This window comes from Giesbergeria anulus (assembly GCF_900111115.1).
GTDB lineage: Bacteria > Pseudomonadota > Gammaproteobacteria > Burkholderiales > Burkholderiaceae_C > Simplicispira > Simplicispira anulus.
In genome coordinates this window covers 35,530-48,508 of the sequence record NZ_FOGD01000009.1, presented here as the reverse complement: position 1 = coordinate 48,508, position 12,979 = coordinate 35,530, and the positions used below count along the sequence as shown (strand labels likewise).

The following is a 12,979-nucleotide window of genomic DNA, read 5'->3' as shown; positions in this document are numbered from 1 at the left end:
GCTGCTTATTGCGCCGCTGCTGGGGCGTTGCGTGCGCCGTGTGGGCCACGGTGGCCATTGCCAGCGGCAGGCATGGCCTGACCATGGCAGCCCGCACCCATCATGGGGTGTGCGCCACGGTGTGCGCTGTGGTTGCCATCAAAGGTTTTTTGCTGGGCCGGGTTGAGTTGTGCATAAAACGCTTTGACAGCATCGCCACGGCGGTCAGCCTCGGCTGCGTGCTGGATGCGCAGGGCGCGCATACGGTCAATGCGCTCAGGGGTGGTGAGCTGCTCCGCGCCTTCCATGCCCAAACGGGCATGGCTGGGTGCGTGCTCCATGGCAGTGGTGAACTCTGTCCAAGCGCCTTCTTGGGCTGGGCTGAGTTGCAATTGTTGTTTCAGCTGGGCGTGGTGTTGGGCGCGGCGCTCTTGCCAGCTTGCAGCGGATGGATCACTGCGCATAGCACGGTGGTGGCGGTAGTGGTGCTGCTTGTGGTAACCCGGCTCGCCACGCTGAGCGCGTGGGCCAGAACGGGCTGTTGCTGGCGTGGCGGCTTCGGTGGCTGGGGCTGCAACTGCTGCGGGCGCACTAGCGCCAGCACCAGCCGCCTCTGACTGTGCCCAACTGGGCAGGGCAAAAACTGCCAGCACGGCAGCAGCAATCAGCTTACGGGGAAGGAAAACCATAAAGACACCCTTTCAAAAAAAACACCGCTGACATCGATATGCCAGCGGTGTAATCACAGTATGCGCTTATCGGCTTAACGTGCCGCGCGATGGGCACGGCGATGGGCGCGGTGCGCACGATGGGCGCGGTGGTGGCGTGCCGAGTGGCGCTTGACATGGTTGGCCTTCTTACGCACGGCGTGGTGGGGGGCCACCATAGGAGCAGGCGCTGCGCCGGGCTGGGGTGCTGGCATTTGCGCCAAGCTGGGCAGGGACAAAGCAGCCAACATAGCAGCAGCGATCAATTTGCGGGGGAAGAAAGCCATGAAAAATCCTTTCGAGGGAAAAATGCACCAGCACGTGCGTGCCTGTGTTCACAAGACAATATCTATGTACTGTGTCAGCGAGTTGTGTTGTAGTGCTGCGCTAATGTAAAGATGCGGCAGATGGCCCCCGCACGCAGAAGAGGTGCCACGGCGGCGGACAATGGCGCCCTGTTTTCTGTAAAAGGGTTTGCATGTTCAAAAACATGATTGTCTACCGCATTGCGCCGACGTGGCAGATCGGGCTAGAACAGCTCGAGGCGGCGCTGGCCCCAGCCCCCTTTGTGCCGTGCAGCGCCACACAAGAGCGCTCTTGGGGTTGGGTGCCGCCGCGTGGCGAGGCCCACGGCCCGTTGGCTGAATCTGTAGGGGGCCAATGGTTGCTGCGTTTTATGACCGAGGCCAAACTGCTGCCCGCCAGCGTGCTGGCACGCAAAGTGCAAGAAAAAGCCGCCCAGATTGAGCAAAGCACAGGCCGCAAGCCGGGCAAGCGCGAAAGCCGCGACCTGAAAGAAGAAGCCAAGCGCGACTTGCTGCCCCAAGCCTTTACGCGGCAAGGCAGTATCGCTGTGTGGATCGACCCACAAGCGCATTTTCTGCTGCTGGACGCCGCCAGCCAAACCCGCGCCGATGAGGTGGTCAGTGCGCTGGTGGAGGCCCTGCCGGGGCTGTCGCTGTGGTTGCTCGATACGCAAACCGCGCCGGCCACGGCCATGGCACAGTGGCTCAGTAGCCAAGAGCCGCCCGCCGGGTTCACCATTGACCGCGAGTGCGAACTCAAAAGCAGCGATGAAGACAAAGCCGTGGTGCGCTACGCCCGCCATCCACTGGATATTGATGAAATTCGCGCCCACATCCAAGCAGGCAAGCTACCCACCAAGCTAGCCCTGACGTGGGCAGACCGCCTGTCTTTTGTGCTCACCGAAGGGCTGCAACTGAAAAAACTGGCCCTGCTCGATGCCGCGCTGGCCGAGCAAAACCCCGAAGACAGCGGCTTTGACACCGACTGGGCCTTGACTACCGGCGAACTGGCCGCGTTTTTGCCTGAGCTGATCGAGGCGCTGGACGGCGAAAGCGAGCGCAGCATTGGTAATCCACCGCCCCCAGTAGCCACGGCACGACACAGCCAAGAAGTCATCACCGGCCCAGCCACGCCGCCCCCTGACACGGCCCCGGACGAGGCCCCGTTTTAAACGTGGACATGCTTGCCGGACAAATCCGGGAAAATCGCCGGTTTTGTCCAGAAAAGAGGCCTTTGCCATGACCGATACCACCACCCCTCCCACCCTGCCCGACCGCCTGAGCATTGACCCGCGCAGCCCACACCATATTGCTGCCGTGTTTGCCCACGACATTGGCATCCGGCTCAATGGCAAGGAGCGTTTTGATGTCGAAGAATACTGCGTTAGCGAAGGCTGGGTGAAGGTGCCCGCGAGCAAGACGGTAGATCGCAAGGGCCGCCCCTTGCTGCTGACACTCAAGGGGGCGGTGGAGGTTTTTTACAAGTAACAGCGTGCCCGCTCAGGGCGCGACACGGTAGCCTTCTTCCGTGATGGCGGCGGCCAAGGTTTCGCGTGGCTGCTCGCTCTCAACCTCCACCCGGTTTTGTGCGCGGTCAACACGCACGCTGGCTTGGGGGTCGAGGTTTTGCAGGGCTTCGATCACGGCCCGTTCACAGTGGCCGCAGGTCATGCCGTGGACTTCAAACTGGTGTTGCATCAGGGTCTTTCGAGGTGGAGGGAATGGAAAACGCGCATCATCATAAGAAATTAGGTGGTTCCATGACCCTTCCCTCTGCATCTTCTCCCCCCTCTCAAGAGCTAGATTTAGCCATTGGCGGTATGACCTGCGCCAGTTGCTCAGGCCGCGTGGAACGCGCTTTGCGCAAAGTACCCGGCGTAGAGGAGGCCACCGTCAACCTAGCCACCGAATCGGCACGGGTGCGTTTTGCACCTTTGGCAACGCAAGACAGCGCCAGCATCGACGCCTTGGTGCGTCGTGCCGTACGCAATGCGGGCTATGAACCCCTGACGCCCGCCGCCACCGAGGCCCGCGAACAGCAAGACTCGCCTTGGGCAGGCTTTGCGCCCGTGGCAGTCGGCCTGCTGCTGTCGTTGCCACTGGTGTTGCCGATGCTAGGTGACCTGTGGGGCGCGCACTGGATGCTACCGGCGTGGGTGCAGTTTTTACTCGCCACGCCAGTGCAGTTTATTTTGGGGGCGCGTTTTTACCGCGCAGGCTGGCATGCCGTGCAAGCACGCAGCGGCAATATGGATTTATTGGTCTCCATCGGCACCACAGCAGGTTGGGGGCTGTCGGTGTGGCTGTGGTGGACAGCCCACCCCGGCCACCAGCCGCACCTGTATTTTGAAGCCTCTGCCGTGGTAGTTACGCTGGTGCTGCTGGGCAAATGGCTAGAAGCCCGCGCCAAGCGCCAGACCACCGCCGCCATCCGTGCCTTGCATGGCCTGCGCCCGGAGGTGGCGCACTGGCTGGGCAAAGGCGGCGAAGTGGATGTACCGATAGCCGAAGTGATGGTGGGGGACACGCTGGTGGTGCGCCCCGGCGAGCGTATCCCGGTGGATGGCACCTTGCTGGACGGTATCACCCAAGTCGATGAATCCATGCTCACCGGCGAGCCGCTGCCCGTGCCCAAGGCGGTGGGTGATGCCCTGACCGGTGGCTCTATCAATGGCGAGGCGCGTATCGTGTTGCAGGTGCGTGCCGTAGGGGCCGAGACTGTCCTGTCGCGCATCATTCGGCTGGTCGAAGACGCCCAAGCCGCCAAGGCACCCATCCAGCGGTTGGTGGATCAGGTGGCTAATGTGTTTGTGCCGGTGGTGTTGGGTATTGCGCTGTGTACGCTGCTGGGCTGGTGGTGGATGGGGGTCGGGCTAGAAACTGCGCTCATCCGCGCGGTAGCCGTGTTGGTGATTGCCTGCCCCTGTGCCTTGGGGTTAGCCACTCCAGCGGCCATCATGGCGGGCACGGGGGTAGCGGCGCAGCATGGCATCTTGATCCAAGATGCGCAGGCGCTGGAGCTGGCACACCGTGTCGATACCGTGGCCTTTGACAAAACTGGCACCCTGACCGTGGGCCAACCCACCCTGACGGCGCTGGAAGTGCCCCCTGATTTAGATCGTGCCGCCGTGCTGCGCGATGCTGCCAGCCTGCAAACGGGCAGCAGCCACCCACTGGCCCGTGCTGTGGTGCAAGCGGCACAACAACAAGGGTTGGACGTACCGGCCCCCGACGCCGTACGCAGCGTACCGGGCCGGGGCAGCGAGGGCCAAGTGCAAGGCCGCAGCTACCTGCTGGGCAGCCTGCGCTGGATGCAAGAACAGGGAGTGGCGCTGGGCAGCTTGGCGGCCCGTGCCGAGCAGTTGCAAACTGAGGGGGCTACGGTATCGGCCTTGGCCCAGCAAACTACCCAAGGCTGGCAATTGCAGGCCCTGATGGCCTTTGGCGACCAGCCCAAGCCTGATGCCCAGCGGGCGCTAGCGCAATTGCGCCAGCGCGGGCTGCGCACGGTGATGATCTCTGGCGACAACCAGCCCGCCGCTGAAGCGATGGCCCGCCGCTTGGGCCTGCGGCCTGAGGCGGGCGAAGTGTGTGCCAACGTGCTGCCCGGCGACAAAGCCGCCCAAGTGCGCGCCTTGCAAAGCGGCGGCCATATCGTGGCGATGGTGGGCGATGGCGTCAACGACGCCCCGGCGCTGGCCGCAGCCGATGTGGGCATGGCGATGGGCAATGGCACGGATGTGGCGATGCACGCTGCGGGCATCACGCTGATGCGCGGCGACCCGCTGCTGGTGGCCGCAGCACTGGACATCTCACGGCGCACCGTAGCCAAGATTCGGCAAAACCTGTTTTGGGCCTTTGCCTACAACGTGGCCGGTATTCCGTTGGCAGCGCTGGGCTACCTCAGCCCGGTGCTGGCCGGGGCCGCGATGGCACTCAGCTCGGTGTGCGTGATTAGCAATGCCCTGCTGCTCAAGCGCTGGCGCATGTAGCGCGTTAACGGAACCGAAACACCGCCAGCGTGCGCCCCAAAAAGCCGGTGTTTTGGCTCATGGCTTGGGCGGCTGCCGCTGATTCTTCCACCAGCGCGGCATTTTGCTGCGTTACTTGGTCTAGGTCGTTGACGGCATCATTGACCTGAGAAATACCCAACGACTGTTCTTTGGCTGCCACCCCCATCTCATGGATCAGGGTATTGACATGGGCCACTGACTGCACCACTTTGGCAATGGTTTGGCCTGCCGACTCCATTTTGTCGGCGCCATGCTGGGTATGGGTGCCAGATTCGCGGATCAGCTCGCCAATTTCTCGTGCGGCGGTGGCGCTGCGCTGGGCCAGTGCCCGCACTTCAGATGCCACCACGGCAAACCCCCGGCCTTGCTCGCCAGCGCGGGCTGCCTCTACCGCTGCGTTCAAGGCCAGAATGTTGGTCTGGAAAGCAATACCTTCAATGGTGGCAATGATTTGCCCCATTTTCTTCGATGAGTCGGCAATGGATTGCACTACTGTGCTGATTTCGGCCACTGCTTGGCCACCGTGGCGGGCCAAGTCGGCACTGTTGGCGCTTTCTTCCTGCACCTGCTGCACCGTTTGCGCCGACTGGCGCACCGTGCTGGCCAGTTCTTCCATCGTGGCGGCTGTTTCCTCTAGGCTGCTAGCTTGCGACTCGGTGCGCCCCGCCAGCTCCTCGGCCCCCTGTGCCACATCACCTGCAATCTGGCTAAAGTTGTCAATCTCAGAGCGTGCATCCCCGATCACAGCACGCAAGTTGACCTGAATTTGCTGCAAACGCTCCATCAGTAGCGCCATCGGATGGCGGCCACCAATGCGCTGATACGGCTCTGACAAGCTACAACCGGCAATGTGGCTGGCAAAGCGATGGGCTTCATTGATCGGCTGCGTGATGCGCTGGTGAAAACGCCACAGAATAAAACCGGCTAGCACTACCCCCAGCCCGCCTTGTAGGGCTGCAGCCTCTAGCCCCGTCAGATCTAACGCCAAAGGCAGCAGGGGCAAGGCCAGCCCCGGCACTGCCAACATAGCAGCCAAGCGTTGGGTAAAGCCGGTTCGTTGCAGGCGGCCGCGCCAGTCGCGCCAACCGTTGTAGCGTACATGGCCTGAGTGCAGGCGAAATGTCTGCCGCCCCGATTCGCGCTCTTGGCGGATTTGGCTGTAGAGCTGCTCTGCTTGGCGTACTTCTTCGCGCGAGGGCTTCATGCGCACCGACATATAGCCAGCCGGTTTGCCGTGTTGCATGAGAGGTGTGACGTGGGCGCGTACCCAATAAAAATCGCCATCGTTGCGGCGGTTTTTGACCATACCAATCCAGGTGCGACCACGGCCTATGGTGTTCCACATGTCCTGAAAGGCTTCGGGGGGCATGTCGGGGTGGCGCACCATATTGTGCGGCTGGCCCATCAGTTCGTCCATCGAAAAGCCACTGACTCTTGCAAAGGCCGCGTTACAGTGGGTGATCCGACCTTGTGGGTCGGTGGTGGACATCAAAAACTCGTCGCCGGAGTAATCGAACTCCCGGTTGCTTACGGGCAGATTGGTACGCATGTTTTGGCTATCACCTAGCTAGTCTTGATACAGCGTAAGTAAATACGAAAACAATTTGAAACACCATTGCCCCTAGGGTCAATGACCCCAGCACAGGCTGCAAAATTCAGTTTTGTGCTTGCAGTTTGAGCTCGACCTGTGCGCCACCCTGTAGATGGTTATAAACCTCTAGCGTGCCACCATGTCGCTGGGCAATGGCCCGTGAAATAGACAGCCCCAAGCCCAGCCCATCGGCCTTAGTGGTAAAAAATGGCTGACAAACCTGTGCCAAAGCCTCGGGCCCAAAGCCGGGGCCAGTGTCGCAGATGCGCAACAGCACCCAGTTTGTTTGCTGCGCCAGCGTTACCATGATTTGGCGCGGTTGTGGCGCATCGCGCATCGCTTGGATGGCATTGCGATAGACATTGAGCACGATTTGCGAGAGTTGAAGACCGTCCCCCTGCACCCACACCGGTGCTGCGGGCAGTGCAAAGGTAAACACCACCTCCGCATTGCGCGCCTCGCAGGCCAGCAGTTGTTTGACGTCATGCACCAGCGGGCCTAGCTCTATCGGCTTGTTTTGCACGGGTACGGGCCGGATAAAACTGCGGATGTGCTCAATGATCTGACCTGCGCGTTGTGTGTGGGTCTCAATGTCGCGCAGCAGCTCTTGTAGCTGTGGTGTATCCAAACGCTGGTGCGCCAAGCCATGCTGGGCCATTTGGGCATTGAGCAAAATAGCGGTCAGGGGTTGGTTCAGCTCATGCCCCAGCGAGGCCGACATTTGCCCTAGGCAGCGCTGGCGGTCGAGCTGGGCAATTTGGGCACTCAGTCGTATGTTTTCTTCTTGTTTGGCCCGTTCTGCCACCGCAGTCATGTCGCTGTGCCGGGCGCGTTCCAAAAAGATGCCAATAAAGCCCATACTGCCCACCACTGAGCTGATGAGGCTAGAGCTGACGTTCAGTAGGCTGTCCCAACCCCCAAACAAGGCATTGGGCTGAGAAAATCCGGTGCCCACCGTTACGCTGCGCAGCACCACCGTACTGCCTACTACCAGATAAGCGCCAGCAACCCAATAGGCGCTGTGCGAATGCTCGCGCTGTCCAATGCGCCCACATAACCAGCTGATATAGAAAAAAGAGGCGGCCAATGTGGAAGATGTCCACAAAAAACGCAGCATCTCGTTGTCTAACCCAAGGCGCAGGTATTCATAACCCAGCACAAAAGCGATGCCCAGTCCGGCTAGCCACTGCGTAGGCCAAGGCTGCTGGGGCAGTTCGTGGTGCAGCGCTTGCACCCGCACTAGATTGGCCAGAAGCATCAAGCCATTAGCCAGCGGGTAGGCGGCCCATTCTGCAATGTGTGCGCGCAAGCCCAGTAGTACCACCCCCATGCCAAACAATGCACTGCCGCCGCACCACAGCAGGGCTGCGCGTGAGCGCAAGCCTGAGAGCACCACCCAAGCTACCGTAGGCATGACCAAGTACATCAGGCCCACAATCAGGTAGGCCGTAGGCAGATTAAACATCTGGGCGTGTTACAGGCTGTGTTCGGGCAGAGCGCGTATTTTGTCGGCCAGTTCTAGTAAAGAGGTGACGCCCATTTTTTCCATCACCCGCGCGCGGTGTACCTTCACGGTTTTCAGGCTGCAATCAAACTGCTCGGCAATTTCTTTGTTCATCAGCCCCTTGACCACCAATTTGCACACTTGGCGCTCACGCGGGGTCAGGCTCTCGTAGCCGCGCTGTACATCGATGGCATCACGAAAGGCACTGAGCTGCTCGCGGCTGCGGGCCATGGCGCGGTGGATGGCCTGCACCAAGTCCTCCATGTTGAAGGGCTTGAGCAAAAAATCAATAGCGCCACCCTTCAAGGCATCAATGATTTCTTGCGTTTGGCTTTCTCCGGAGATAAACACGATGGGTGTGTTGCGCCCCAGCCGCAGCAACTCTTGCTGCAAAGCCAACCCATTCATTTGTGGCATACGCATGTCCAGTAACAACACGGCGGGGGCAATGGGCAAGGAGTGCTCTAAGAAGGCCTCTGGTGAAGAGTAACTCTCTACCGTATAGCCCAGATACTGCAACATGCGCGATAGCGAGACGCGCACGGCGTCATCATCATCAACCAGATAAACATGCTGTCCGATCATTCGCATATTGCTGCTTCTACCACCTGTCGTACACCATTGAGCAGCTTTTGGGTTTGGTGCAAGCGGCTACGGCAGCACCGAGCATGATTCTATCATTCGGGGTTTCTTGAGCCCCCCGTGGTGAACGATGGGGCTTGCGCTCGCCACTGGCGATAAATACAGACAAATGCGCAGAACAGCGCCATTACCTTACCCCACCCACTATGCCCCAGTTCTCTGCTAACTTGAGTTGGCTTTACCCCCATCTTCCCTTTCTGGATCGTTTTGAGGCCGCAGCCCGCGATGGTTTTACGGCGGTGGAATACCTCGCCCCCTATGGTTGGCAGGCCGCCGAGTTGGCGGCCCGCCTGCGCGCCCACGGCTTGCGCCAAGTGTTGTTCAATGCCCCTGCTGCCGGATTAACGCCGCCGGAGATGGCCGCCGCTTGGGGCCAAGGTGCTCGTGGTACGGCGGCGCTGCCGGGGCAAGAGGTGGCTTTTCGGGCCGGTATCCAAGAAGCCTTGCGTTATGCCGCTGCGCTGGACTGCCCGTGCATCCATGTCATGAGCGGCACCGTACCTACTGGGGCCGACCCCGCTGCCATGCAGGCCACCTTGGTCGATAACCTGCGCTGGGCTTGCGCACAGGCGGCAGCCCAAGGCTGCCAGTTGTTGATTGAGCCGATCAACGTGCGCGATATGCCGGGCTACTTTTTGCAGCAGCAGGCCCAAGCCCATGCGGTACTCGATGCAGTGGACTCGCCCCAGCTCAAGGTGCTGATGGATTTGTACCATTGCCAAGTGACCGAGGGCGATGTGGCTAGCAAGCTGCGCCAATACCTGCCCACAGGCCGGGTGGCGCATCTGCAAATTGCCGGAGTGCCTGAGCGCCAAGAGCCAGACAAAGGCGAATTGCACTACCCGTATCTGTTTGAGGTGATTGATGCATTGGGCTACGCTGGCTGGGTGGGCTGCGAATATCGGCCCGCTGCCGATACCTCTAACGGCTTGGGCTGGTGCCAGCGCTATTGGGCCTGAAATTTTTGGCGTGCCTAGTTCGGCCTTTTCCCCTTTGGCAGACATCCTTAGTGTGATTGATGCCTCGGTGCAAAAGGTGGCATCGGGCACGCAGCTAGTGCTGCAACATGCTGGCAGCACCATGCACGACATTGTGGATGCCGTACACCGCATTGGTGGAGCAATTGGCGGCAGCGGCGCACAGCCTACGCGAGCAGGCCCAGCGCCTCAGTGGTGCCGTGCAAGTGTTTAAGCTGGTCGAGCGCGCTCACTGGGCCTGCACCTTGCACCGCCGCGTGGGCTTGGTCGGACTGATGGGGGCCGTGGCTGCCGTTAGGGCTTGGTAGCGGGTAAACAAAAAGGCGACGCGGGCAGCATCGTGGGGCTGGCCTTTGTAGCTATAGGCTGCATCGACGGCTTTGTCGAGTTGCTGGTGGGCTTTGTGTAGCTCTACGGGCATGGTCAATGGGTCGTAGAGGTCGGCCAGCGTGCTATCGGCAAATTGGGCGCGGGCATCCAGTACAGCTTGGGCTGCTGCTTCGATGGCGAGGCGGCGTTTTTGTGCGGTAGCGGGCGTTGGGCGCTTCGGCGTGCTGTTGGGCAGATTGGGCCAAGGGAAAGTGTTGTAAGTAAGTCTTACAGAATACCGAAGGTCGCTTTTCAAACGGCCAGCAGTGATGCCTGTCCAAGCCCTGTGCATCGTGCTGGACAATACACCAAAATGGTACAACGTGGCTTCGGGCACCATTTGTAAGTCGTTGGCGGCTATGACATCGGCGTTTAGATAAGCAATAGGCAGGTAACGCCGATTTTCAGATGAAGTGCGTGGAATAGCTAAGTAATGCCCCATTGCAGGTTGGCGATTTTCGGTGAACAGCGAGGGCGTAGCGGCTTTCTGGCGTGTGGCGGCCTTGCTGCTTTGCTCACGCATAACTTTCACTGCCTGAACGCGCTGCAACACCAGCGGCATAGCCCGCAAGGTTTGTGGTGGGCAACCCGGCAGCCATAAACAATAGCGCAACTGATTGTGGATAAGCCCTTCAGCACCTAAATACGGGCGTATCCAAGCGTGCGCTGCGGGTTCGGTTTGCAATAGTATCTTGTACTCTTCAGGTGACAAAATCAAGTGGCCCCCATCAGCGGGGATGCTACCGTTGACTATTTCGGGCACTGCCATCAAAGGCGTAGAACGCGCTTGCGCTATCACATCAAGCGCATCCGTCAAATAAGGGTTGATGTTTTGTGCCGGTACGGCGGTGGGTTCGCCTCGAATATCGGGGTAGTGGTAAATCACCTTGTCGCTGCGCTCTTCCAAGCCAAAACCGACAATCACGCAATGCACAGCGGCCACGCCTTTGGCATCATTGCTCCATTGGAAGGTGCGGTGGGCAAACTGGATTTTCATGCCTTGGGCCAGCATCCAGCCCCAGAGCACGCCCACCTGTTCGCCCTGCGTGATGCTGTTGGTCGAAACAAAAGCACAACGGACGGTTCCCGGTGCGGCTGGGGTGGGTGTCGAAAGCGATTTCGGAGCCGTAGGTTCCGTATGAGCGTTCGGCATCTGCCCCAGTTGCACCGCCGCGCTGGCCGTCGCGCCCGCGCAGCTTTCACCGCGCACATAGCGCGCCGCCTTGACATACCAAGCGGCCACAAAATCCAGCAAACCGGCGTTATTGACATCTGCCAACACTCGGCGTGTCTCTTCACGCTGGGCATCGTTCATGAACTTGGCCCCAACAAACGGCGGGTTCCCAATCACATAGCTGCATTGCGCAGGCGGCAGCACCCCAGCCCAATCCAGCGTCAAGGCGTTGCCCTGCACAATGTTGGCTTTGCGCACCAGCGGCAGGCGGTTAAAGTGCCCGCCCAGCGCCCGGCTGGCGCGCAGGTTCTCTTGGTGGTCGGTCAGCCACAGCGCCACGGTGGCAATGTGGGCGGCGCTGGCCTCAATCTCAATGCCGTGGCACTGATGCACATCGCACTGGATTTGCTCAAACTCTTTCGCGTCCAGCGTGCCGCTCACCGTGCGTTGGCGCTGCTCTAGCGCCAGCAGGGCTTCTACGGCGTCCAACTCCAAACGGCGGATTTCGCGGTAGGCCAACACCAAAAAATTGCCACAGCCGCAGGCCGGATCAAAAAAATGCAGGCTGCGCAATTGTTCCAAAAATGCCTTCAGCCGGGTTTTGCTGGCGCGTGCGGTTTTTAACTCCGTCTGCAAGCGGTGCAAAAACAGCGGGCCAATCACGCGCAAAATGTTGATCTCGCTGGTGTAGTGCGCGCCCAATTCGCGGCGCTTGCTGCTTTTGGCCGTCACGCCTTCGCCGTCGTGGTGAATCACCGCCTGAAACAAAGAGCCAAAAATGGCCGGGCTGATTTGTGACCAATCAAAGTGCTCGGCACAATCGAGCAACACCCGGCGCGCCGTGCTGTCAAAGTAGCAAGGCTCTAGCCGCCCCGCAAACACGCTGCCATTGATATACGGAAAGCCGCGCAACTCGTGCGGCAGGTTTTTAGGGCGTTTGTCCGGGGCGCGGTTCAGGGTGTCAAACAGATTTTGCAGCGCACCATCCAAGTCCGAGCCATCTTCGCGGGTGTGTTGGCGCAGATATTGGCTAAACGCGCCGGGGCTGTCAAAAATGGCAGTGTCTTCGGCAAACAGGCAAAACAGCAGGCGCACCAAGTAGCGCTCTAAATCGGCCCCGCTGTAGCCACCATCGCGCATGGCGTCGTGCAACTGGGCAATTTTGCGCGCTGCGCCCTCGTTGACAGCAATTTGTTCGGCCCGCGCTTGGGTCTCAAAACCGGCCAGAAACAGATAGGCGTCGATATGCTGGGCAAAATCGGCCAGCCGGTGGCACAGTGGCGCGCTGCCATCACCGCGCCGGTACAGGTGCAGGTGTTCAAAATCACTGACGAGAATGTAATCGGGCAGCTCGGCATTTTGCAGACCGGGCAAATAGTCCAGCGCTTGCTGGTAGGCGGCTTGCAAGTCTGCGCCGCGTGATTTCATCTCTATCAGCAGTTTGCCGGGATAAAACCCATCCATGCGCCCGCTGCTGCCACCCGATTTTTTGACGCGCTGCTCAAAATTGACCAGCCGCTTGGCCGAGAAGCCGAACACCTCACACAAGTCGCGGATAAAGTTCTGCGCTTGGCCCATTTCGTAGCTGGCGCTGGCGTAGTCTTTGGCAAAAGCGTAGGCGCGGTGCAGGATTTCTGCGTGGTTCAGGGTGACGGTCATGCGGCTGGCGCAATCGCCCTGCAGGCGATTGTCAGATTCAGAAAAACGCCAGTATGCAC

The 12,979-nt window shown here is 60.1% G+C and carries 12 protein-coding genes; 5 read left to right on the top strand and 7 right to left on the bottom strand.

Going from position 1 to position 12,979, the window contains the following annotated elements; genetic code table 11:
• Positions 1-5: 5 nt before the first annotated feature.
• Positions 6-668, bottom strand: coding sequence for a Spy/CpxP family protein refolding chaperone (locus tag BMX55_RS12405; RefSeq protein WP_091458183.1), 663 nt, complete (start codon positions 666-668; stop codon positions 6-8).
• Positions 669-742: 74 nt separating this feature from the next.
• Positions 743-973, bottom strand: a complete 231-nt coding sequence (locus tag BMX55_RS12400) for a hypothetical protein (RefSeq protein ID WP_091458181.1) — start codon at positions 971-973, stop codon at positions 743-745.
• Positions 974-1,164: 191 nt separating this feature from the next.
• Between BMX55_RS12400 and BMX55_RS12395 the strand changes: the two genes are divergently transcribed.
• Positions 1,165-2,163 carry a recombination-associated protein RdgC gene (locus BMX55_RS12395; protein WP_091458179.1) on the top strand — a complete coding sequence of 333 codons (999 nt, stop codon included), beginning with the start codon at positions 1,165-1,167 and terminating at the stop codon, positions 2,161-2,163.
• 67 nt (positions 2,164-2,230) lie between these two features.
• On the top strand, positions 2,231-2,479 hold the full coding sequence (locus BMX55_RS12390; protein ID WP_091458177.1) for a DUF3297 family protein: 249 nt from the start codon (positions 2,231-2,233) through the stop codon (positions 2,477-2,479).
• A 12-nt stretch (positions 2,480-2,491) separates the two neighbouring features.
• On the opposite strand, the gene BMX55_RS12385 is transcribed toward BMX55_RS12390, so the two are convergent.
• The gene (locus BMX55_RS12385; RefSeq protein ID WP_091458175.1) at positions 2,492-2,689 is read right to left on the bottom strand and encodes a heavy-metal-associated domain-containing protein; all 198 of its coding nucleotides are present in this window, start codon (positions 2,687-2,689) and stop codon (positions 2,492-2,494) included.
• Positions 2,690-2,751: 62 nt separating this feature from the next.
• On the opposite strand from BMX55_RS12385, the gene BMX55_RS12380 reads away from it, so the two are divergent.
• On the top strand, positions 2,752-4,983 hold the full coding sequence (locus tag BMX55_RS12380; RefSeq protein WP_091458172.1) for a heavy metal translocating P-type ATPase: 2,232 nt from the start codon (positions 2,752-2,754) through the stop codon (positions 4,981-4,983).
• A gap of 4 nt (positions 4,984-4,987) precedes the next feature.
• On the opposite strand, the gene BMX55_RS12375 is transcribed toward BMX55_RS12380, so the two are convergent.
• The 3 genes from BMX55_RS12375 to BMX55_RS12365 form a co-directional block, all read right to left on the bottom strand.
• Positions 4,988-6,553, bottom strand: coding sequence for a methyl-accepting chemotaxis protein (locus BMX55_RS12375; protein ID WP_091458170.1), 1,566 nt, complete (start codon positions 6,551-6,553; stop codon positions 4,988-4,990).
• A gap of 106 nt (positions 6,554-6,659) precedes the next feature.
• Positions 6,660-8,060, bottom strand: a complete 1,401-nt coding sequence (locus tag BMX55_RS12370; RefSeq protein WP_091458168.1) for a sensor histidine kinase — start codon at positions 8,058-8,060, stop codon at positions 6,660-6,662.
• A gap of 9 nt (positions 8,061-8,069) precedes the next feature.
• Positions 8,070-8,684 (bottom strand): response regulator transcription factor, encoded by a 615-nt coding sequence (locus tag BMX55_RS12365; RefSeq protein WP_218144497.1) that lies wholly within the window; start codon positions 8,682-8,684, stop codon positions 8,070-8,072.
• Positions 8,685-8,887: 203 nt separating this feature from the next.
• Between BMX55_RS12365 and otnI the strand changes: the two genes are divergently transcribed.
• Entirely contained in the window at positions 8,888-9,700 is an 813-nt protein-coding gene (gene otnI, locus BMX55_RS12360) for a 2-oxo-tetronate isomerase (RefSeq protein ID WP_091458166.1), read from the top strand.
• Positions 9,701-9,710: 10 nt separating this feature from the next.
• Positions 9,711-9,932, top strand: a complete 222-nt coding sequence (locus BMX55_RS12355; RefSeq protein ID WP_218144496.1) for a hypothetical protein — start codon at positions 9,711-9,713, stop codon at positions 9,930-9,932.
• Positions 9,933-9,947: 15 nt separating this feature from the next.
• On the opposite strand, the gene BMX55_RS12350 is transcribed toward BMX55_RS12355, so the two are convergent.
• Positions 9,948-12,920, bottom strand: coding sequence for a class I SAM-dependent DNA methyltransferase (locus tag BMX55_RS12350; RefSeq protein ID WP_091458284.1), 2,973 nt, complete (start codon positions 12,918-12,920; stop codon positions 9,948-9,950).
• Between the last annotated feature and the right edge of the window lie 59 nt (positions 12,921-12,979).